Annotated in this window: 10 protein-coding genes; 1 reads left to right on the top strand and 9 read right to left on the bottom strand. The window is 61.5% G+C overall.

All coding sequences use genetic code 11. The features are described 5' to 3' along the window. The first annotated feature begins 16 nt into the window (after positions 1-16). Positions 17-3,088: a PAS domain S-box protein gene (locus tag ACYVDM_RS15035; RefSeq protein ID WP_415792955.1), complete on the top strand. Its 3,072-nt coding sequence runs from the start codon at positions 17-19 to the stop codon at positions 3,086-3,088. On the opposite strand, the gene treY is transcribed toward ACYVDM_RS15035, so the two are convergent. The 9 genes from treY to ACYVDM_RS14990 form a co-directional block, all read right to left on the bottom strand. Then, entirely contained in the window at positions 3,050-5,671 is a 2,622-nt protein-coding gene (gene treY, locus ACYVDM_RS15030; RefSeq protein ID WP_415792954.1) for a malto-oligosyltrehalose synthase, read from the bottom strand. The two genes, ACYVDM_RS15035 and treY, sit on opposite strands and share 39 nt — an antisense overlap. After that, positions 5,668-7,755, bottom strand: a complete 2,088-nt coding sequence (gene malQ / locus ACYVDM_RS15025; protein ID WP_415792953.1) for a 4-alpha-glucanotransferase — start codon at positions 7,753-7,755, stop codon at positions 5,668-5,670. The genes treY and malQ overlap by 4 nt, the downstream gene beginning before the upstream one ends. Before the next feature lie 8 nt (positions 7,756-7,763). Next, positions 7,764-9,530, bottom strand: coding sequence for a malto-oligosyltrehalose trehalohydrolase (treZ, locus tag ACYVDM_RS15020; protein WP_415792992.1), 1,767 nt, complete (start codon positions 9,528-9,530; stop codon positions 7,764-7,766). Positions 9,531-9,610: 80 nt separating this feature from the next. Beyond that, positions 9,611-11,722 carry a glycogen debranching protein GlgX gene (gene glgX, locus ACYVDM_RS15015; protein ID WP_415792952.1) on the bottom strand — a complete coding sequence of 704 codons (2,112 nt, stop codon included), beginning with the start codon at positions 11,720-11,722 and terminating at the stop codon, positions 9,611-9,613. Between the two features lie 2 nt (positions 11,723-11,724). Beyond that, entirely contained in the window at positions 11,725-13,926 is a 2,202-nt protein-coding gene (gene glgB, locus ACYVDM_RS15010; RefSeq protein ID WP_415792950.1) for a 1,4-alpha-glucan branching protein GlgB, read from the bottom strand. Continuing rightward, positions 13,923-17,273 carry a maltose alpha-D-glucosyltransferase gene (gene treS / locus ACYVDM_RS15005; RefSeq protein WP_415792949.1) on the bottom strand — a complete coding sequence of 1,117 codons (3,351 nt, stop codon included), beginning with the start codon at positions 17,271-17,273 and terminating at the stop codon, positions 13,923-13,925. The genes glgB and treS overlap by 4 nt, the downstream gene beginning before the upstream one ends. 14 nt (positions 17,274-17,287) lie before the next feature. Beyond that, the gene (locus ACYVDM_RS15000) at positions 17,288-20,524 is read right to left on the bottom strand and encodes a maltotransferase domain-containing protein (protein ID WP_415792948.1); all 3,237 of its coding nucleotides are present in this window, start codon (positions 20,522-20,524) and stop codon (positions 17,288-17,290) included. A gap of 14 nt (positions 20,525-20,538) precedes the next feature. After that, a complete protein-coding gene (gene glgA, locus ACYVDM_RS14995) occupies positions 20,539-22,104 on the bottom strand; it encodes a glycogen synthase GlgA (RefSeq protein ID WP_415792947.1) in 1,566 nt (521 codons plus the stop codon). A gap of 151 nt (positions 22,105-22,255) precedes the next feature. Next, a complete protein-coding gene (locus tag ACYVDM_RS14990; protein ID WP_415792946.1) occupies positions 22,256-23,332 on the bottom strand; it encodes a mechanosensitive ion channel family protein in 1,077 nt (358 codons plus the stop codon). Positions 23,333-23,409: the final 77 nt, after the last annotated feature.

The raw sequence follows: 23,409 nt of genomic DNA, 5'->3' as shown, positions 1-23,409 counted from the left end.
TGTGTACGAGGGCGTAATGTTCACCAAGCACGATCAGGTGTGCAATCCTTGGGCCGATACGCGCGCTCGCCTCGAAGAAGAGCGCATCATGCTGCAGCGCATTGCGGATGGCGTGCCGCTGCCCGATGTCATCGACCATGTGCTGCGTGCCGTTGAGCAGCAATCCAGTGTGTATCTTCGAACGTCGGTCATGTCGGTCGACGACGCTGGCGTCCGTTTACGCCATATGGCAGCACCTACACTGCCCGCAGAGTTCCTGGCGGCTATCGATGGCGTACCGATTTTGCCCACTGCGGCATCGTGGGGTGCCGCTGCCCATTCCGGTACGCCCGTGTATGTCGATGATGTTGCCACGCATCCCCACTGGAGTCCCTGGCGCGAGCAGACCCTTCGGCACAATTTGCGAGCGTGTTGGGCCACACCCATCAAAGGCACTGACGGTCGGCTGCTTGGTGTGTTTTCGAATTACTACGATGTCGAACACATGCCGACACCGCGAGATATCGACGCCATGGCAGTGGTGGTGCGCACTGTGGCGCTGGCTATCGAGCGTCATGGCGCCTTGCAGGCGCTGCGGGAAAGCAGCGAGCGTTGGCATGGAATTTTCCAACGCATGCAAGAAGGCTTCTTTCTGATTGAAGCCATGCGCGATCAGCAGGGCGTGATCACGGACTTTCGGTTTCTCGAGGTCAACCCGGCCTTTGAGCAGCAAAGTGGCCTGCATTCCGGCAATACACTGGGCCATTCGCTGCGCGAAATAATATCGAACATGCCCGAGCAGGTCATGGAAACTTTCATCCACGTGGTGGAAACAGGCGTGTCGGCACAGTTCGAACTAGCCGCGCCCCATCAGGGTCGCGATGCCTGGTACGAGGCGCACGTGCATAAAGAAGCGCAATCGGACAGGATCACGGTGCTGGTGCTGGATATTACGGCTCGCAAGGCGGCCGAGAGCGAGCTTTGGGCGGAGCAGCATCGCAAGAATTTTCTTCTGTCCGTGGTCGATCAATTACGCGAAATTCATCAGCAGGTCGACATTGAGCATGCTGCATGCGAGGCGTTAGGCCGATACTTGGGTCTGAGTGTGGTCGCTGTTCTTGAGTTCGACGTGGGCACCGATGCAGCCCGCGTGGCGACACATTGGCTATCGGAGCAAGCGAAGGCCGAAGGCGAGGGCATTACCGCGGATCAAATAGGCGATGAGTATTTCCAGGCGTATGAAAACAGTCGAACGGCGTATTTGTCGCCTTTGCTGGCGAGTCAGTCGGGCGAGGCCGGTCCGATAGCCATCGCCATTCCATTGCGGCGCTGGGGGTGGCCCACCGGGATGTTGTACGTGAAATCCCATATCGAGCGTCGCCTGAAAGGGCCGGATACTGCGTTTGTGGAGGAGGTCGCCGAGCGCCTGTGCGATGCCGTCGAGCGCTCGCAGTATGCCCGTGTGCTCGAGCAACGCGTCGAGTCGGCCATCGCCGAGCGTGATCGGATCTGGCGCCTGTCGCCCGACTTGCTTGCGGTGGCGAACGCACGGGGACAATTTGTCAGTGTGAACCCGGCCGTGCGAGCGATTTTAGGTTGGACGCAGGAACAGTTCCTGGCGATGCCTCTGGGGGATCTCGCTCACCCGGAAGATTTACCTCACATCAGAGACAACCTGCTGCTCAACGAGGAGGCCGGCCAGAAGGTGCGGCACTTGGAAAGCCGGTTGTTGAACAAAAGCGGTAGTTATAGCTGGATCACTTGGACCATCACATGGGCTCACGACAGTTTCTATTTGGTGGGCCGCGACGATACCGACTTCAAACTGCAGGCCGAGCAACTGCGCCAAGCCCAGGCGGCGTTGCTGCAGTCGCAGAAGATGGAGGCCGTGGGCAGGTTGACCGGTGGGATCGCACATGACTTTAACAATATGCTGCAGGGGATCAGCGGGGCGCTGTATCTGATTCAGCGCAAGGTGGATACCGGCAAGTACCATGAAGCCAATCGCTTCATTGCGACGGCCATGGATTCTGCCGGTCGCGCCGCACGTCTGACCGAGCGGTTGTTGAGTTTTTCGCGGCGGCAGCCGCTCAATCCTAAGCCGCTGGACATGGCAGCTACGTTGGCCTCGATGGAGGACCTGTTTCGCCGTTATACGGGCGAGGGTATTACGCTGACTTGCCTGGCCGAGCCCGGCCTGCATATCGTCAAGTGCGATTCCAATCAGGTCGAGAGCGCGTTGCTGAATTTGGTCATCAATGCCTGCGATGCCATGCCGGATGGCGGTCATTTGACGGTGCAGGCGGTCAACACCCAGCTCGACGCGGACTTTCTGCACCAGTATCCCGATGTGCGGCCGGGCGAATTCATCGAGGTGCATGTCAAAGACCAGGGACACGGAATGCCGCAAGAGGTATTGGCGCGCGCCTTCGAGCCATTTTTCACGACCAAGCCGATGGGGGAAGGAACCGGTCTGGGTCTGTCGATGATCTACGGCTTTGCGCGACAGGCGGGCGGACTGATCACGATCGACAGTGCACCTGATCAGGGCACGACGGTTCGTCTCTACCTGCCTCGCTATGAAGGGCCGCCGGCGAATTCAGCGCGTCGGGCGGGTCGCAATGCCTCTGAGATTGATAGCCTACCCGCCGACGCGGTGATCGTGCTGGTCGAAGACGACACCAATGTGCGCGAAATGATACGCGAAAGCTTGATGGCGATGCCGGTGCGCGTTTTGACCGCGTCAGACGGTGAGGCGGGTGTGCGTCTGTTGGCCGATACCCAGCAGGTAGATTTACTCCTCACCGACGTGGGTTTGCCCGGCTTGAACGGCCGCCGGGTAGCGGATATCGCGCGCGAATCCCGTCCGGAATTGAAGGTGTTGTTTATGACGGGCTACGCCGAGAATGTCGTGGACGGTAGCGAATTCCAGGGTGAAGGAATGGACGTTATTCTGAAACCGTTTTCGGTGGGCGAGTTGATCCGACGGCTTCGTGGGATGCTTGAGCAGAATGTGTCCGACGCGTCGGCGCTGGATGGCTTATCCCGGTCAACGCGAAGCCGGTCTGCCTTAAGCGAGCCGGACACTGACGGGCCCGTCTTGCAGTAGTTGGGCGAGATCCAGGCAGCCATGGACATCGGGACGTAGCACGTCGTCGTTGTACACGTCGCGCCAGGATAGGCGCGTCAACCCGGTCGGTAGGCGTATGCGGGTGTCTGCCCAGAACGCGAGCGCCTGACTATTTTGCGTCGGCTGAGCCAGTCTCAAGGCACACAGACGTGGCACCACCACCAGCAAGTGCTGATCTTCATGGCTGCGGACGAAGGCCAGTACATGGACGGCCTGCGCGCCATGCACGGACAGTGGCAGATACGAGCCATGCTGGAACAGTAACGGATAAGCCGCGCGCCGTTGCAGCAGGCAGCGGATGAGGTGTTGCTTTATCCGCCCCGATCGCCAGCCGGCTTGCGTGAGGGTGTCGCCACCCGTAATCGACGCGGGAGCATTAATCAGTGCGGCCATCCGGGTCTCATAGTTCACAGGATGGCGATTATCGGGATCGACCAGACTGAAATCCCAGAATTCCGTGCCTTGGTACAAATCCGGCACACCTGGCACGGTCATGCGCAGGGTCGTCTGGACCAGGCTGTTGACCAGACCGGCGGGCGTCAGGCGCTCGGCAAAGGCAGCGATTTCACCCAGTCGCGGCGGGTGTGTGTCGGTTGGCTCGCGTAGGCGGCTCAAGTACTGGTCGCAAGCCGATTCGTATGCCAAGTTATGTTGGGTCCAGCTGGAGTGCTGCTTGGCTTCGCGCACGGCTTTGCATTGCCAGGCACGTACGCGATCCAGAAAATGGTCCACGCCTGTTGTATCGGCCGGATCGAGCTCTGGCGGCCAGGCGCCCACGAGGGTTTGCAGCAGCATGTAGCGATCTGCCGCCGTTGGCGGATCGCCTGGCGGTCCCAGCCATTGTTGGACATGGCGTAGCCATTCAAGCGGTGCCTCTGTCAGCACGGCCAGGCGAGCCCGGACATCCTCGCCGCGCTTGTGATCATGGGTAGCGGTGGCCAGCATGGCGGCGGGAAAGCGGCGTGCGCGAGCCGCGCAGGCACGGTGAAAATCAGCTACCGATAGAGCGAACTGATCAGGTGACGCGCCGACTTCGTTGCGTGACAGAATGGGGCCGTAACGATAAAACAACGTGTCTTCGAGCGCTTTGGCTGCCAGTGGCGGCGTCAACTGCTGGAATCGGCGCACGGCCACGCACGCGTCGTCTTGGGCGGTGCCGCCGGCCAGCCAGCGATCGATCTGCTCCAGCAGTTCAACGTCGGCCTGCGACAGGGCGGGGCCCGGCAAATGCCGCGCCCGCGTTGCCGCGATCTGGCAATAGGTTTGATCGGATGCGTTGCGACCTTGCGGATCAGCATAGGTGCGATACACCGGAAAGGCGGCCAGCAGGCGGGTAAGCACGCGGTCGATGGCGTCTTCGCTCCAATCGCGTGTTTCCAGTGTTTGTCGCGCAAGGCGCAAAAACGCGCGCACCAGCGCACGGCGCTCGGCCGCGAAGTGGCGCGACAACATGTGCAGGCGCACCCCTTCAAGCTGCTGGGCCGTGGGCCGGGCGTCTTGTGCCAATACCTGCCACGCCGGGATCAGCACGGACGCGGCAGCAGGGTCATGCAGCAGCGCGCCTGCCTGATCCATGAAGTCATAACCTGTTGTGCCATCGATATCCCAGCGTCCATCCAGGACTTCTCCGGGAGCCAGGATTTTCTCGACGATCAGGTAAGGATCACGCGGCAGCCCGGCGGCCATCCGATTTTGGCCGTGAGCTGTCAGCGCTGTGCGCAGTTGGCGGCAATAGCCGATCGGGTCGGCTAGACCATCGATATGATCGATACGCACGCCATCAATCAGCCCCTCGGTATAAAGCCGCAGTGTCAACGCATGCACGGCCTTGAACACCGCGGGTTGTTCGACCCGCACGCCCACCAGTGTGTCGATTTCGAAGAAGCGTCGCCAATTGATTTGATCGGCGGCTGTGCGCCACCACGCCAGCCGATAGTGCTGTCGTTCCAGTAGTTGATGCAGCCGGGTCAGGCCTGCTTGGTCGGCGGGGTCATGCGATTCACGCAAGGTGCCGGGTGCCACCTGAACGGGTTCGGTACCTGTGGCCAACGGCAGGCGGGTGCCCGCAACATCGATGACGTAGGTATCGGTGATGGCATCGTATCTCAGTTGGATATCGCCGGCCCGCAGGCTGACGCCATACGGTTGTGCTAATTGCGGCAGCAGCAGTTTGCCCTGCAGCGCGGTATCCGCCGGGTGCCAATCGATATCGAACCAGTCGGCGTAGCGACTGGCCGGCCCATGGGTTAGTACATCGCGCCACCAGAGATTGGCGCAATCGGCCGCCATGTGGTTGGGCACGATGTCGACGATCAGTCCCATGTCGTGACCACGTAGGGCGGCAACCAACTGCCGTAGGGCGGCTTCTCCGCCCAACTCGGGATTCACCCTACTGTGATCCGTGACGTCGTAGCCATGCGTGGACCCGCAGCGTGCGGTGCTGAGCGGTGAGATGTACAGGTGGCTGATGCCGAGTTGTGCATAGTAGGGAACTTGCGCGCGTGCATCGTCCAGTGTGAAGCCGGCGTGCAGTTGCAGTCGGGCGGTGGCGCGTGGCGTCATGGCGCGCTCCGGTTGGCTTTGATGGCCTGGATGCGGGCGCGTAGCGCGGGGTCATGCAGCAGACCGTACTGCATAGTTGGCAAGCGCTGACGCCAGTTGGGGTGCTGGGCAATGGTACCGGGCAAGTTGGGCTGCTCGGCGATGGCGGCCAGATCTTCCAGTGGCGCCAGCATCAGTGGCGCTGCAGTGGCCGCCACGAAGCTTAGAACAGCTGTGATCGGTGGGTCGCTCGGTGGGTCGTTTCCACGTACTAAGCCTGCTGCGCGCAGGCTGGACCACAAAGCCGTGCGCCGGGCTTGGCATAGGCGCTCAGCGTGTGTGCCGTCGGGTTCGCGGTACAGCCGTTCGCGCCAATAAAGATCGCGGCCTTCCCACCACCCACGCACGGTAGGTAGATCGTGGGTGTCGGGCATGGCAATCGCGTCGCTTGGCCAGCTCTGGGGAGGCAGGAATGCTGGATGGCCGTGGGATGACGATACCGCCGACAACGGTTCGGTCTGAAACCACAGCACGCTAGTGCCCAGAATCCCGTGCTGCGCCAGTTGATCGTTGAAACCGGCGGGGACGGTACCCAGGTTTTCTCCCACCACCAGGCTCTGGTGCCGCCATGCTTCCAGGGCGATCAGCCGAAGCATATCGTCCAGCGGGTAGCGCAGGTAGGCGCCCGCGGCCGGCGTTGCGCCGGGCGGCACCACCCACAGACGTGCCAGGCCCAGGATATGGTCAATGCGTATTCCGCCCGTGCTGGCCAGTACGGCGCGCAGCATTTCAATGAAGGGACCATAGCCGCGCTCGCGCAACGCATACGGAGAGAACGCGGCCAAACCCCATTGTTGCCCTGTCGGGTTGTGGAGATCGGGGGGAGCGCCGATCGACAGACCTTCGATGATGTCGGCCTGCTGGCTCCACGCGTGGCTGCCGCGCGGATCTGTGCCCACGGCTAGGTCGGCAATCAGGCCAAGACGCATGCCGGCATCGCGGGCATTGGCTTGCGCGCGTTCCAGGCTGGTGCGCGCCAACCATTGCGCAAATATGTGAAAGCCGACCTCGCGCTCATGGGCCGCGCCGAAGCCGCGCGTCCGCGATGATCGTGGATCGCGCAAGGCATCGGGCCATTTTCGCCAATCGGTGGTGTGGCGAGCATGAAGAACTTCGAACACCGCGTGGTTCTGCAGCGCGTCGCCACCTGCCTGACGAAAGCGCGCATAGGCCTCGCGCGGAGCCAGTGCCGCGCGGTCGAAGCTGTCGTATAGCTTGCGCAACAATGCAAGCCGCAGCGTGCCTGCGGCTTGCCAATCAATCAGTGCGGCCCGCTCTAGCGCGGCTGCGCGGCCGTCGCCATCGATGGCTGCCATGGCAGTCCGTACTTCGTCAGCACGGAATACGGCGCCCGGGTCGGCGTAGAGCACATTCAGAAATAGCCGACTCGACGGCGAATAGGGGCTGCAGGCGCCCGGCTCGGCGCTAAACATGGCGTGTACCGGGCTGATAGCCAGGGCATCGGCACCCAGCCGGGCCGCATCGCCGGCCAATTCACCCAGCGCACCGAAATCGCCATAACCTCCCGCTGCCGGATGGCGGAGCGGGTCAGCGTGACGCAAGCTGTAGATTTGCGCCGTAATGCCCCAAGCGCGCGGAGGATCCTGCCGCAATAGTTGCTTGGGTGTAGGGCAGCGTGACGGTGCTACGGCCAGCCTGCACGAATAGCCGTCCAATTCAAGGTGGTGGTAGCCGGGGCTGTCTGGCACGGGCACGCTGAGGTGGTCGTCATCGCGATTAGTCTGGCCCTCTGCGCAAGTGCCATTTTCGTATTGGATACGGTAACGGCGACGACGCACGCCCGGTATTCGCAGGCGACTACCGGTGGTGACGACGGCCAGTGCGGGCGGCGTGGTTACAGGTTCGCTCAAGGCGGACAAGCTATCGTAGGTTTGTGCCGGCGTGTCGGCAGGCAAGTGCATGGCGCGCAGTACGGCGCGCAGCGTATCGGCAGAGACACCTCGGGGCTTGCCACTGGCGTCTGTCCAGCGCGTTGCCACGCCAGCGGCTTCTGCCAGCTCGGTCAGGGGGTCGGCGGCGGACATGCCAGCGCTCATTGTGCTTCCTCCAATAGGCACACGGTGCAAGCGGCGGGTAAGCATGCGCGAGCCAAGGCGTCGCATGCACCGGCAACACTCTGGAATAGCAAGACAGCGGTATCGCTGGGCGGCTCAAGTTGCAGCGAGTCGGCGTCTTGATCGCCCAGGTTGGCATACAGTGAAAGGCGCGCGCCGTCGCTCATGCGCCAATGTGCACCCACCACCGAAGAGCCCAACACGTAGGCCGCTTCGGCGTGGGTGCCGGCCAGGCGGGGGACGATCATGTGCTGGCGCACGGCCAGCAAGGCCTGATAGTACTCGTGCCACTGCGTCGAGTCGGGGGTGTCTACCCACGGGTAACTGGCCGTGTAGGTGGCCGCTTCGTTGGGATCCGGTAGCGGTTGGCTCGCAGGTTGTTGTCCGCGAATGCCAAAGTCGAACTCCCGTCGTCGGCCATCACGTACGGCTTGAGCAAGGGTCGGGTCGCGATAATCTGTGAAGTACAGGAACGGCGCTACGGAGCCGCATTCCTCGCCCATGAATATCAGTGGGATTTGCGGTGTCAGTAGTTGCAGCGCCACGGCGGCTCGCAGGGCGGCGGGACGCTTGTTGGCAAGTGTCAGCAGGCGCTCGCCAAAGGCGCGATTGCCGACCTGATCGTGGTTTTGCAGGAACAGCACGAACGCGGTGGGGGGTAGGCCGCTCGTGGGCTCGCCGCGACGTCGTGCGGGATCACGCAACGTGGGCTGTCCCTGATAGACGAAACCCGTGTTCAGACAGCGTGCCAGCATAGCGGTAGGTTCCGTTGCATAGTCGGCGTAGTAGCCGTGCGTCTCGCCTGTGAGCAGATGATGCAGCACATGGTGCCCATCGTCATTCCATTGGGCATCGTAGCCTTGCCGCAGCAGCGAGGCCCGGTTGTCGTCGTTTTCCACAACCAGATGAATGTGCCGGGATGCAGGAATATGACTGCGTACGTAATGTGCCAGGCGGGGTAGCCATTCGGGATTGGCGATGGCATGCACGGCATCAAGCCGCAAACCGTCGAAGCGGTACTCCGTCAGCCAATAGAGGGCGTTCTCCTCAAAGTAGCGGCATACCTGTGGTCGCCGGAAGTCAATGGCTGGCCCCCAAGGGGTCTGTATGTCATCGCGAAAGAACTCCCGGGCGTATAGGGCCAAGTAATTTCCATCAGGGCCGAAATGGTTGTAGACCACATCCAGCATGATGCTCATTCCCAGTCCGTGCGCCGTATCGATCAGCGTCTTCAACTGCAGCGGTGTGCCATATCGGGGATTTGGCGCGAAGGGCAACACACCGTCATAGCCCCAGTTTCGTTGGCCAGAAACGTCGGCGATAGGCATGAGTTGCACGACGGTGACGCCAAGCGCCGCCAGCGCTGGCAGGCGTTGCTGCAAACCGGCGTAGCCATCCGCCAGGCCCACATGGACTTCGTAGACGACGGCCTCCTCCCAAGGACGGCCGTTCCAGTCCGGATGGGACCACGCGTAGCCGCCCGATGCGGTAACGATACTGGGACCATGCACGTCATCGGCTTGTCGGCGCGACGCGGGATCCGGCACGGTTCGTTGCGTGTCGAGCCGGTATTGGTAGCGCGCGCCGGGCGGGCAGTCGACACGCGTGTGTATCCATCCCGTCGCATCAGGCCGCAGCGGGATAGGTGCTAAGCCCTCGATTTCCAGCGCCAGGGAGGGCGGCGCCGACGGTGCCCACAGCCGAAAGCATGTCGTGCCATCGGACATCACCTGCGCGCCAAACATCGGCGTGGCGTCGTTGAGCGGCGCGGGCAGCTGGTCGGGCGACGCGGCGCTATCTATCGTGGCAGAGGGAGGCGTTGCGCTCATGGCGTACCTCTGGGGGTCTGGGCGCTTAACACCAACACGCTGTGTGCCGCCACTTCCTGCGCTTGGTCATCGGCGGGCTGCGTAGGGCGCGAAGGTTGAGCGCTATCGAGTTCGATGGTCCAGGCAAGCGTTGGCAATGGCAACTGGAAATTGACGGGTTCGTCGCCGGCGTTGAGCAGCAGCAAGGTGACGTTCGCCTCATGGTCATCGTTTGCCGCCGCGCGGCGCATCGCCAGCGTCCGGCGTTCGGCGTCTTCCCAGGCCGGCGGATCCATTGGCTGGCCGTGCTCGGTAAACCACGACAGGGCGGCAATGCCGGGTGCGATTTCGTAGCCCGCGTCGCCGTAACGGGCCGCGCGCAGGCTGGCATGGGCGCGTCTGAGGGCAATCAGGCGTGCCGTATAGCGCGCCAATGACGCGCCAGGATCTGTCGCCAGATCCTGCCAGTCCAGCCAGCTGACGGGGGTGTCCTGGCAATAAGCGTTGTTGTTTCCTCCCATGCTGTTGCCGAACTCGTCGCCCGCCAACAGCATGGGGGTGCCATCGGCCAGTAGTACGGTCGCCAACATCGCGTGTTGCACCCGCGAGCGCAAATCCAGAATCCGATCGTCGTCGGTCGGACCTTCATGGCCCCAATTAGCACTGAAATTTTCTCCATGGCCGTCAGCGCCTTCTTCGCCATTAGCCTCATTGTGGCTGCAGGCATAGCTGGTGACATCGCGCAGGGTAAAACCGTCGTGCGAAGCGACATAATTGATGCTGGCCCAGGGGCGCCGATGCCGACGATCAAACAGATCGCGGGAACCCGTCAGTCGTGCAGCCAACTCGCCTGTCATACCGTCGTCGCCGCGCCAATAGCGTCGCGTGCCGTCTCGGAAGCGATCATTCCATTCGGCGAAACCGGGTGGATGTTGGCCCAATTGATAGCCGTCGGGCCCCACATCCCAGGGTTCGGATATCAATTTCAGCCGTGTCAGCTGCGGATCTTGCAGGATGGCGTCGAAGAAACCCGAGCCAGGGTCGAAACCGGTGCCTTCGCGCCCGAGCGTGACACCCAGGTCAAAACGGAAACCATCCACGCGATAGGTGCACGCCCAGTAGCGCAGCGAGTCCATTACCATTTGCAATACGCGAGGATGCGAGATATTGAGGGTATTGCCGCAGCCGGTGTCATTGACGTAATAGCGTTCATCACCCGGAACCAATCGGTAATAGCTGGCGTTGTCCAGCCCGCGCCATGACAGGGTGGGTCCCAGCTCGCTGCCTTCGCAGGTATGGTTGTAGACCACGTCCAGGATCACTTCAATATCCGCGGCGTGCAGACGTCGTATGGCTTGCTTGAGTTCATTGGGCCCGCCTTGCGGCACATAGCTCGGCTCAGGCGCGAAAAACGACAGGGTGCTGTACCCCCAGTAGTTGCGCAGACCCCGCTCGATCAGAAAACGGTCTTGCAGGAATGCGTGTACGGGCATCAATTCGACGGCGGTCACGCCAAGGCGGTGCAGGTGGTCCAGAAAGCGCGGATCGGCCAGGGCGCCTGCGGTGCCGCGCAGGGGCGTGCGTAGATCCTCGCGTTGCATGGTGGCGCCGCGCAGGTGCACCTCATACAGCACGGTGTCATTCCAGGCAGTGCCTGGCGGGGCACTGCGGCCCCAGTCGAAATAGTCGTCGACGACGACGGCCTTGGGCATGGCGATAGCGCTGTCGCGTCGATCCATGCTGAGGTCGGCCTTGGTATGTTGCATCCGATAGCCGAATAGCGCGTCCGACCAGCGCGGCGCGCCCGTCAAGCGGCGCGCATACGGATCGAGCAAGAGTTTGTGTGGGTTGAAACGATGCCCATTGCGGGGGTCGTAGGGGCCATGCGCGCGATAGCCGTATACCAGCCCGGGTTGTGCATCGGGCAGATAGCCGTGCCATATCTCGTCGGTGCACTCGGGCAGTGCCAGCCGACACAATTCTCTGCGGCCGCGCTCATCGAACAGGCAGAGCTCAAGGCGCGTCGCATTAGCGGAGAACACGGCGAAGTTGATACCCAGGCCATCGCTGGTGGCACCCAATGGGTAAGGGGAGCCCGCTGTCAGTCGGTGGTGCATCGAGTCAGCCATAGTCATCCTTCGTGACGCAGCAGCAGCGTCGCAAATGGCGGCAGGCTCAGCGATAGCGATTGCGCCTGGCCGTGGGCAGGCGCGTCATCCGTCTTAGCCAGGATAGGTTCTGCCAGTCCGGTACCCCCATAAATGGCGTCATCCGTGTTGATCCGTGCCCGCCAGCTTCCCGCCAGCGGGACACCGATGCGATAGTCGTGACGTGCCACGGGGGTGAAGTTGCATACCGCCAGCACGTAATGCTGGCCGTCGGTGCGCACGAAGGCCAGCACGCTGTTGGTCTGGTCGTCGCCGATCATCCAGGCAAAACCCGACGGATCCGTGTCGCGTCGATGCAGTTCGGGCAGCTCGCCATAGAGACGATTCAGGTCCGCAATGAGCCGCTGCACGCCGCGCGGCGCGGGATCATCAAGCAGGCGCCAGTCGATGGCGGCATCATGATTCCATTCGCTTTCCTGCGCGATTTCACCGCCCATGAACAATAGTTTCTTGCCGGGGTGAGACCACATGTACGCGTAATAGAGACGCAACTGAGCAAGGCGGTCGGCGTGCCCGCCCGGCATCTTGCCCAACAGCGAACCCTTGCCATGTACTACTTCGTCGTGAGAAAGGGGAAGTATGTAGCGCTCGGAATAGGCGTACACCATGCTGAAAGTGACATCGTGATGATGGTGGCGGCGATGCACGGGGTCGCGACGCATATAGCGCAGCGTGTCGTGCATCCAGCCCATGTTCCACTTATAGTCAAAACCCAACCCACCGTCGCTGACGGGCGCGGTGACGCCAGGCCAGGCCGTGGACTCTTCGGCCACCATGATGACGTCGGGGCATTCGGCGGCGACGGCTGTGTTCAGTTCACGCAGGAACTCGACTGACTCGAGATTTTCCCGACCACCATACCGATTCGGAATCCATTCGCCCGGCGCGCGACTGTAATCGCGGTATAGCATTGACGCGACGGCATCGACGCGCAGTCCGTCGATATGAAAATCGCGCAACCAATGCAGCGCGCTGGCGATCATGCAGGCTTTTACTTCGTTGCGCCCCAAGTTGTAGACCATGGTGTCCCAGTCGGGATGGAATCCTTCGCGCGGATCGGCGTATTCGTACAGCGCGGTGCCATCGAATCGGACCAGCCCATGCGTGTCGTTGGGAAAATGGGCGGGCACCCAGTCCAGTAGTACCCCTAGTCCGGCCGCATGACATTCGTCGACAAAATGCGCAAAATCCGCGGGTGTCCCGTAGCGGGCGCTGGGCGCGAACATGCTCAGTGGTTGATAGCCCCATGAGCCGCCGAACGGATATTCCATGATGGGCATCAGTTCTATATGGGTGAATCCGAGCGAGCGCGCGTAGGCGGGCAGGCGTTCGGCCAAGCGGTCCCACAGTGGCGCGGGGTTGGGATCGCTCAGCCACGAGCCCACGTGGACTTCGTAGATGGCTAATGGCGCATCGGGGCGTTGGCGCGAGGCACGTCCTTGCATCCAGGCTGCATCGTTCCAGGCGTAAGGCGTTGCGTCAGGCACGACGGATGCGGTCGCGGGTGGTGCTTCCGTTTGGCGCGCCATGGGGTCGGCCCTCTGCATAGTAACGCCGTCGGCACCCAATATCTGGTACTTATAGCGGCTATGCGGCGCCACGCCCGGCACGAAAATTTCCCAGACGCCGGCGGTATGACGCAGGCGCATGCCGTGGCGTAGCCCGTTCCAGCCGTTGAAGTCGCCCACCAGTGCTACGCGGCGAGCGTTGGGGGCCCATACCGCGAAACGTACACCGGTCACACCGGCGACCTTGCACGGGTGCGGGCCTAGGCACGGTGCGGCATATTGCCACGCACCTTGTGCGAACATGCCCAGGTGCGAATCGTCCAGTAGCGGACCATAAGCGTAGGGATCGTCAATATCTTCGGTTCCACCGGACCAGCGTATACGCAACCGATAATCGGCAGGCGCATCGTGACAGTGCTTGGTGATGTCGGCTTCATAGAAGCCATTGCCGATGGGAGGCAAGGACAGCGTGGCGCCGTTGGCGAATACGGCCTCTACACCTAGCGCGCCCGGCATCAGCACGCGCAGGAGTGTGCGGCCATTCAATCTGTGCGGACCCAGCACGCCGAACGCGTCAGGATAGTGGCCCGCCAGCAACGCTTCTTGTACTGAAGGCGTGAGGCTCGTGGGGGGGGCGACCTTTACCGTTTTGTTCATGGGCGGTGCTCCTCATGATCGATAGCAACTGCCATGAGTTGGGTACGTGCCAGTTCGGCCAGGCCGCACAGCGGAATGGCTACCCAGTCAGGCCGATGGAGGGCTTCATAGCAGATCTCGTATGCGGCTTTTTCAATCAGCACAGCCTGCAGCAGCGCGTGTTCGCGTTCGGGCGGCAGTCGAAGCGCCGGGTCGGCTGCCGCGTGGTAGCCCTGCATGAACGCGTCGGCCGCGCGTGTGCGAAATCGTGGCAGAAGGGTGCTGCGGCGGTCTGGCGGGCTTTCGCCGAGGGCTCCGCCCGTGCTGTCATCCGGGACCGGCGCCGTCACGGTGCCCAGCGGTTCATTGCGACCGAGGGTTGCCGTGACGTAATCGAATGACCGCAGCATGCCGGCTATGTCCTTGATCGGGCAGGTCTTGCCGCGCCGCTCGGCAAGCGGTCGGGCCGGCTCGCCTTCGAAGTCGATCAGATAGGCGTCGGTGTGCGCCAGCAATACCTGGCCGAGATGGAAATCTCCATGAATGCGTAATTGCATGGCACCCGTTTCAGCCTGCGTCATCTCCGTAAGCTGTTTAGCCAAACGGTCGCGATGCTCGCGCAGCCAGGCCGCGCAGGCGCGGGCAGTGGCGTCCAGGGTTGACTCCAACCCTTGTAGCAAAACGAGCGCGCGGTCCAGCATCGCGATGATGGCGTCGGCATGTGCCTGGGCGTCATCTGCGGTAGCGATTTGTGGCGCGAAGGCGGGATCATCGCAGGGGCTGGCCAGTATATTGTGTAACTCAGCCAGTCGGCGTCCTATCGTGCTGGCTACGGTGGTGTAGCCTGCCAGCGCCTCGTCGAATGCGTCGACACTGGCATGGCGGGCGAGCGTGTCGTCCAACGCGCGTTTCAGATAGTCGACCGTCCACGTCCAGGCATCGCCTTCATGAACCAGATAGGCATGTAATAACGCCAGTGTACGCATCGAATGATCAGCATCCCGGCGGGCGACCTCGCCCAGCAGCGCCGGGGTATTGGCGTAGCCGGTCTGGGTCAGATGGCGTGACATTTCCACTTCGGGGGACATTCCCGGTTCGAGGCGACGCACGATTTTCAGAACAGCCTGGTCGCCCACGGTGACGGAGGTATTGCTTTGTTCGCCGCTATGCCACTGTAGCGGTGCGTCGGCCGGTAACTCCATGGTACGCAATCCGGCTTCGGGAAAGAAGCATAAAGCCGAGGACGACTTGGCCGCCGTATGTGGCTCATGCCCGGATTGCAGAGACGCCACCAGCGTTCGCACGTACCCCTCTTGGCGCGAAGCGTCGGCCAGCACACCCACAGCGGCGCCACGGCGGATGCGCGCCAGTACGTAATCCTGCGGGGACGCGGCCCCCCAGATCACCGAGAGCGGCACATGAAGACGTGTGCGAGCGCTACCCGTGCCGGTTTCCAGTTCGGTCATCAAATATTGTTCGACGTCGCCATCAGCCAGGGGCGTATAGGCGACCAGGCGGGCCACGTTGATACGGTGTTCGGCGGGAAACCATCGCTGCCGCTGCAAAAAGGCGGGCAGCACATCGTGCTCAAACGCGTGTCGCGATGAATCTGTCAGCGCGAAGCCATCGCGCCCCAGTAGCACCAGCGTCATGAGATCGGGCATTTGTTCGGGCTGCTGCGCATGCCAGGCGGGCAACGCATGTTCGGCGCTCAGATTGAACCAGTAGAAACCGTAAGGCGGTAGTGTCAGCAGATACGGTAATGTGCCGATATCCGGAAACGGGCTTTCGCCCAGCATTTCCACCGGAACCTTGCCGGCGAACTCTGTCAAGTCCAGCTCTACCGGTTGAGCGGTGTTGGACAGGTTGGCGACACACAAGATTGTGCTCGCATCGTCTTGGCGCAGATAGGCCAGGATCTTGCGGTTACCCGGATACAGAAATCTCAACGTACCGCGTCCGAAAACGCGCGACTGCCGGCGCTGGGCCACCATGCGGCGAGTCCAGTTCAACAGTGAATGCGGATCGCGCTGCTGGGCCTCTGCGTTGACCGCCTCATAGCCGTACAAGGGCCCCATCAGCACCGGCAGAGGCAGACGTTCGGGATCGGCTCGGGAAAATCCACCATTGCGGTCGGGCGACCATTGCATGGGGGTACGCACGCTATCGCGGTCGCCCAGATGAATGTTGTCTCCCATGCCCAGTTCGTCGCCGTAGTACAGCACCGGCGTGCCGGGCATCGATAACAACAGACTGTTCATCAGTTCGATACGGCGGCGATCGCGCTCCAGCAGCGGCGCAAGCCGGCGCCGAATGCCCAGGTTGATGCGGGCGCGAGGATCGGCAGCATAGACATTCCAGAGATAATCACGTTCTTCGCTCGTCACCATTTCCAGCGTCAGTTCGTCGTGATTACGCAGGAAAATGGCCCATTGACAGGTCGCGGGAATCTCCGGCGTCTGCCTGATGATGTCGGTGATGGGAAAGCGGTCTTCCTGCGCAATGGCCATGTACATGCGTGGCATCAGCGGAAAATGAAAGGACATATGGCATTCATCGCCATTGCCGAAATATTGCTGGGCGTCTTCGGGCCATTGGTTGGCTTCGGCCAGCAGCATGCGGCCGGGATACTCGGCATCAATGACAGCTCGGATGCGGCGCAGTATCTGATGGGTTTCAGGCAGATTTTCGTTATTGGTGCCCTCGCGCTCTACCAAGTAGGGGACGGCGTCAAGCCGCAGGCCGTCGACGCCCATATCCAGCCAATACCGCATGACCGAAATAATCTCTTTCAGTACCTGGGGATTGTCATAATTCAGATCGGGCTGATGCGAATAAAAGCGATGCCAAAAATAGGCGCCGGCCTCGGGATCGCGCGTCCAGTTCGATTTTTCGGTATCGCAGAAAATAATGCGTGTGCCCGAATAGGCCTGATCATCGTCGGACCATACATAGTAATTGCGGGCTGCGCTGCCCGGACGGGCGCGTCGCGCGCGCTGAAACCAGGGATGCTGGTCGGACGTATGGTTGACCACCAGTTCTGTAATCACCCGCAGGCCGTGCGCGTGGGCCGCGCGCACGAAGCGGCGCGCATCGGCAATCGTGCCGTAATCGGGATGGACGCCGCGATAGTCGGCGATGTCATAGCCGTCGTCGCGCCTGGGCGAGGGATAGAAGGGCAACAGCCAGATCGTGTCCACGCCCAGGTTCGCAATGTAATCGAGTTTGGCGGTCAGCCCTTCGAAATCACCGATGCCGTCGTGGTTGGCATCGTAGAAATAGCGGATATGCAGCTGATAAACGACCGCGTCCTTGTACCAGAGCGGCGTGTCTTGTGGCGACGGGAGGACAGATCGTGCATGTGGCATAAAAGCTCCGCGTATCAATCGTGAACCGATAGGCGCCAAAGGCGGTAAGGTTGCTCGGGATGCAACGCAATGTCGCGCCATTTGCCGTGCCAGTATTCCCGCTTGCCGCTGAGCAGATCGTCGGCATGCAATTGACCGTCATCGGGCTGGCCGAATAGCCAGAAGGGCGCCTCCATGTTTATGTTCTGTCCATGGTGTGGGTCCAGGCTGATGGCGACCAGCACGACATTGCTGCGACATGGTGTGGTTTTCCAAAAGCACAGAACATGATCATTGCCGGTGTCGATGGGCGTAAAACCGCGGTGCGTTTGCAGGGCGATATTGGCGCGGCGAATGGCATTGAGCTGCGTGATCTGCGCAATGATGTTGCCGGGTGCTTGCCAATCGCGCTGACGCAATTGGTACTTTTCGGAGTCCAGGTATTCCTCCTTGCCCGGTATAGGCTGAAATTCACATAATTCGAACCCGCTATACAGGCCCCATAATCCCGACGTCGTCGCGGCCAGCGCGGCACGAATCAAGAAACCCGGCCGACCTGACGTTTGCAAAAAGTACGGATTGATGTCTGGCGTATTGACAAAAAAATTGGGGCGAAAGTAATCGGCTGCCGGCGAGGTCGAGAGTTCTTGCAGGTACTCCGTCAGTTCGCGCCGAGTGTTGCGCCAGGTAAAGTAGGTATACGACTGGGTGAACCCAATCTTGGCCAAGCGATACATCATCTTGGGGCGCGTAAAGGCCTCTGATAAGAACAGCACATCTGGATGCTGGCCCTGGACCTCGCCGATCAGCCATTCCCAGAACGGCAAAGGCTTGGTATGTGGATTGTCTACGCGAAAGATGCGCACGCCGTGGTTGACCCAGAACAGTACGATATCGCGTAGAGCGCGCCATAGCGATGACTTTCGAGTACGTCGCCCGGTGCCTTTATAGAACGAGACATTCACGATGTCTTCATATTTCTTTGGTGGATTTTCGGCATATCGGATCGTGCCGTCGGCGCGCCGGTCGAACCAGTCGGGATGCTGCGCCAGCCATGGATGATCGGGTGAGCACTGGATGGCGAAATCGAGGGCAATTTCCATGCCGTGTTCGTGCGTGCGTTCGACCAGACGCAGGAAGTCGGACAATGAGCCCAATTCCGGGTGAATGGCATCGTGGCCTCCCTCCGCCGCGCCGATGGCGTAGGGGCTACCGACGTCGCCTTCCTGGCAATCCAGGCTGTTGTTTGGCCCTTTCCGGTGGCTGTGGCCGATCGGATGAATCGGCGGAAAATACAGCACGTCAAATCCCATGTCGCGCACCGCCGGCAGACGCGCGATCACGTCGTCAAAGGTGCCATGCATCTGCGGCCGGGGCGCTAGCGAGCGGGGAAACATTTCATACCAGCTGGCATAGCAAGCGGCACGTCGGTCTACCCATAACGGATAGGGTGCTGGACTGACATACTGGAAAGGCTTATCGGTGACTGCCTGCATAGCCGCTGACAGAGGGCTATCGAACAGCGTTTCAACCTGCTCGTGGGATGCCTGATCGCTTAGGCGCTGCGATGCAAGCGTGATCGGAGTCAATACCGCAACCTCGACGGATGCTTTGCGACCACGCACCACCGCGTCGCGCAGCAGAGCCGCGCCGTCCAGCAGATCCGCCGTCAGATCTTGCCCGGCGTCATGCTTCTTTTTGAGATCCGTGCAAAATGTTTGCCATGTGTCATACCAGGCGCTGATGGCAAACTCGTGTCGGCCAATGCGCAATGGCCGGATGGCCGCTTCCCAGCGATCATTGGACAGGGCGCGCATCGGCTCCGCGTGCCAGTCGGTTTCATCGACGGCACGCCACAGTACCTCGGCGCTGAGCTTTTCGTGGCCATCGGTGTAGATGTCAGCCTGTACGCGCACGACGTCTTGCGCCACGCATTTTGCGGCGTACTTCCCTCCGTCAACGGCCGGGGCTACGTTCTCGACGACAATCCGGGGGTTGCGCTGAGTACGCGAGCCGGGAGAACGCTCGGGGGTTGGGGCCTGCACCGACGTGAGCGGCTCGACAGTGAATGCCGCCGCCGCGCCGGGCCCCAGTTGCTCGCCGCGTAAGCGCATGGCAGGCGGTACTGCGTCGTGCTGCGGTACGCCGGCGGGTAGCAGACGACCGATATGTTCCCAGTCCACGCGTGCCGGTGCGTCGGTCATGGGGTTGGCCAACAGTACCCGCGCACCCAAGGCGGCGTCCTTGACCCAGGCATCGTGGTGCACCAATACGGTACATCTTCCGTCTTGCCCCGCGGCACTACGCAAGGGTCCGGCGGTTGGCTGGCGGCGTAGCCAGGCGTTGAGTTGCTGATACAGCCGTTGCCGCGCGTCGAGTCCGCCCTCGATCAGAATGCCGTCGCCGCTGATGGCGGCTGCCCACAGTCCGCGCAGAACCTGTGCTTCGGAAAGCGCGGGCGGCAACTCAGGGGAAACGGCGATGACGGGCGCGACCGCGCGCAGACGCGCGTGTTCTTCGGCCAACCACGTCGACCGGAAGTCCCACCATGGCAGCGAAGAAAAGACGGCGTCGAAGTTCGCCGCGCGCAATCCTTCGAGTTGCTGTGGATCCAGTCCCGGCGTCCAGGCCAGGAAACGCCCATCCGGAAAGGCAGCGCGTAACGGCATCAACAACGCGTGCCAGTCGTCAGCATCCACGCGCTGAGGTGCATTGATGCGAAACCCCGCCAGTCCGGCATCCAGCCATCGTGTCAATCGCTCGATCCAGTCGTGCAAAAAGCCCTGGGGTAGTGCGCCGTCGCGCAAATGGCGAATTCCACGCGCTTGCAATGCGCTGCGTGGGTCGCGGGCGGGATCGTCGGCCGGAGCGAGATACCAGTCGGGATGCCGTTCAATGAGAGGCGAATCTACCGCAATACGATCCAATACCAGATCCATGTATACCGGCAAATCATGATGTGCACCGCTGAACGCTAGACGCTGCAGCCATTCAGACAGTGTTGCGTCTGTGGCCAGACGGGAATCGGGCTGATCAGGGTCCAGCGGCGCGGCTGACCAGGTGCCGCCGCGTGGGCGCAGCCACAGCGGTTCGACGAGCAAGGCATTGAAACCGCCGTCGCGCACCCGTTGGCACAGCGCATCCCATGGACGCGCCAGATCGGTATCTGGTGTATTGAATTCAGCGCCACGCGCGTAATACATACGCAATGGCTCTTGCGTCGGCACGGACGACGGGGACGATAGGCTGGGACGGTGCTTGCGGTTCTCCATACTTGTCACGATGATCAGTATGCTGTCCGAACGGAGATGCCATTATTCGCGCGGCGCGTATACGCCGGTACGGGCAACGGGCGAATCAGCGGCGCGGGAACTTGACCGCGCGGCGTGGCGCTCACCAAACTGTCGTACAAAGCCAGGTAAGGTCGCACCGCGGCTCTCCAACTGAATTCGCAGGCCATGCCATTGCGCTGCATACTGCACCACACGGCAGGTTGGCGGTACAAACGCAGTGCACGATCGATGGCCAAACTCATATCCTGGGCGCGATCACCGTCAAACAGGACGCCGGTGGCTGCCAGCATTACCCGGTCTGCTTCCTGGCCACCGGGGTCGATGATCGTATCGGCCAGGCCACCCACGCGTGAGCCGATAGGGATCGTTCCGTAGCGCATCGCATATAGGGGCGTCAGTCCGAAAGGTTCGAAGCGACTGCCATGCAGCAGCATGTCGGCGCCGGCATGCAATCGGTGGGCCGTGCTTTCGTCGTAACCAATGCGCACCGCGCAGCGTCCGGGGTAGCGCGATGCCAGCGCTTCCAGCGCCCGCTCATACTGGTAATCACCGCGGCCAATGATGGCTACTTGCAGGGTCGGATGGCGCTGCAATGCGTCGGGCAAAGCCTGGGCCGCGACATCGGCCATTTTTTGATGCGTTAAACGGCTACCCATGGCCAGCAATGGAGCATTCTGGTCCACATGTAACCCAAAGGCTTTTTGCAGTGCGGCCTTGGCCCGCGTTTTTTTGGTGAGATTGCGGGCGCTATAGGACAGGTGGCCCAGATAGCGATCATGAGCCGGATTCCACAAGGTATCGTCGATACCGTTGGGAATGGCCATCAAGTCGGCAGCCCTGGCGCGCAGCAGAGGGTCTAGCCCGCACCCGAATTCGGGTGTCAGGATTTCGCGCGCGTAGGTTTTGCTGACGGTGGTGATGCAGTCGGCGTAGCGTAGACCGGCCTTCAGGAAATTCAATTGATCGAAGAAGCGGATGCCGTCTTCGGTGCAATAACTATCGGGCACGCCGAGTTGGCGGGCGCAAGACAATGGAAACACCCCCTGAAAGGCCAGGTTATGCACGGTGAACACCGTCTTGACGTAGCGCAGCCCTGCCGCGCGCACCAGTAGCGGCACCAGCCCGGCATGCCAGTCTTGCGCATGCAGAATATCCGGTCGGCGTATGTTCGGCAGGCCCGTGGCCACACGTACCGCGGCGTGAGCAAGCGCGGCATAACGCACTGCGTTGTCCGCATAGGACTCTCCGTTTTCATCCAGATAGAGGTTTTCACGGTCGTACAGGGCGTTGTTGCACAATAGGTAAACGGGCAGGCCCGACTCAGGGCACAGGGCACCCACCAGCGTGGCTTCGCCGCCGGGCATACCCGCTAGATGCGCAATGTGACGCAGCCCCACCACACGGTCCAGCACGCCCCGGTAGGCAGGCATCAGTATGCCGACGTCCGTGCCTGCCACGCTCAGCGCGCTCGCCATGCCCGTCACCGCATCGCCTAGGCCGCCGCTCTTGGCCAGGGGAAATGCCTCGGATGTCACTATCAAGCTTCTCGTTCGCGCCATGACTGCTCCCGTTCGCGTACCGTTCGCGTACCGTTCGCCTGAGAAGGCGACGGTTTGTTGGCAAGTACGCAAGCGGCGTGCCCGGCATGCCATAAACCTGGGATTCAGCGAAACCACTGCCCCGAATTACCCGTCTGGCAAGTTGCGTCCGTTACGGTTCGGACGATGCCTCTGTTGGGCCATTTTGGGGGGCCGGATCGCGTGCCACCCGCACGCGCCGCTCGGGAATGGCGAATGCCACGTCGGCACTGCCCAGGTCGCGCAGCAGCCCGAGGTTGATTCGCTGCTGAATGTCCATGTAATGGTTGTAATCAGCGGTCATTACGTAATAGACCGCCTCGAACACCAAGCCGTTTTCGCCAAAGCTGGCGAAATGCGCTCGGTCGAATTTAGCGTCGCCCTCGGCCTCGATCCGGCGGCGTACGATGTCCGGTATGGCCGCGACGCAATCGGGGGATGTGCGGTACGACAAAGTGAACCCGAACACGATGCGCCGTTGTTGCATGCGCTTGTAATTTTGAATGGTCTGCTTGAGGAGCTCAGTGTTAGAACACACGATTTGCTCGCCGCCCAAGCTGCGGATACGCGTCGTTTTCAGACCGATATGTTCTATGCTGCCTGCCACTGGGCCGAATACGATGAAATCTCCAACTTCGAACGGTTTATCCAATCCGATGGCGATGGAAGCAAACAGATCGCTGAGTATCGTCTGAACCGCCAGGGCGACGGCGACACCACCAATTCCCAAGCTGGCGATCAGTGCCGTAATATTGACACCCACGTTGTCCAGCATGGCCAGTATGGTCATGGCCCACAGCACGATCCTCAATAGTAGGGCCAGAAGCATCGCCGTGACGGCTTGGCCGCCCACACGACCGATCAGGGCGCGGACCATGCCAATCGATATGGCCCGGTCTATCCACAGTGCGATTTGCAGAGCGGTCAATACAAACCACAGGTGCGAGGCCGCCACTGACCAAATGGCAATGACGCCCGTGATGCGCGCCGCGAGCAACGCTGCGATCAGGCACAGGACCAGCCAACTGGTGCGCTCCAGAATCTCGAGTGCGGCAGAAATTCCCGGCCGCACGCGAGCCTCCAGCCGTCGTTGTAGCCGCGTCTTTACCAGACCTAATCCCAATCGCATGGCGACCAGCAATGCCGCCGCTAGCAGCGCGGTCAACAGCCAGGCCCAGACAGGGCTGCCGGCCAGGCTAAACGTTGTCATCCATTGCACACGCGGTCCCCCGTTACGAACGCAGTGGAAAACCGAGCAAGCGGCGTACCTGGTGTGTTCCGCGTGGC

Source organism: Bordetella tumulicola (genome assembly GCF_054779135.1).
The sequence above is the reverse complement of the archived record's forward strand: the minus strand, read 5'-3'. Positions and strand labels throughout refer to the sequence as shown.

Excerpts from the sequence above, each read along its gene's own strand:
- glgA (WP_415792947.1), bottom strand. The coding sequence starts at position 22,104 with ATGGCGCGAACGAGAAGCTTGATAGTGACATCCGAGGCATTTCCCCTG.
- treS (WP_415792949.1), bottom strand. The coding sequence starts at position 17,273 with ATGCCACATGCACGATCTGTCCTCCCGTCGCCACAAGACACGCCGCTC.
- ACYVDM_RS15035 (WP_415792955.1), top strand. The coding sequence starts at position 17 with ATGTTCACCAAGCACGATCAGGTGTGCAATCCTTGGGCCGATACGCGC.
- ACYVDM_RS14990 (WP_415792946.1), bottom strand. The coding sequence starts at position 23,332 with ATGACAACGTTTAGCCTGGCCGGCAGCCCTGTCTGGGCCTGGCTGTTG.
- malQ (WP_415792953.1), bottom strand. The coding sequence starts at position 7,755 with ATGTCCGCCGCCGACCCCCTGACCGAGCTGGCAGAAGCCGCTGGCGTG.
- ACYVDM_RS15000 (WP_415792948.1), bottom strand. The coding sequence starts at position 20,524 with ATGGAGAACCGCAAGCACCGTCCCAGCCTATCGTCCCCGTCGTCCGTG.
- glgB (WP_415792950.1), bottom strand. The coding sequence starts at position 13,926 with ATGAACAAAACGGTAAAGGTCGCCCCCCCCACGAGCCTCACGCCTTCA.
- glgX (WP_415792952.1), bottom strand. The coding sequence starts at position 11,722 with ATGGCTGACTCGATGCACCACCGACTGACAGCGGGCTCCCCTTACCCA.
- treY (WP_415792954.1), bottom strand. The coding sequence starts at position 5,671 with ATGACGCCACGCGCCACCGCCCGACTGCAACTGCACGCCGGCTTCACA.
- treZ (WP_415792992.1), bottom strand. The coding sequence starts at position 9,530 with ATGTTTGGCGCGCAGGTGATGTCCGATGGCACGACATGCTTTCGGCTG.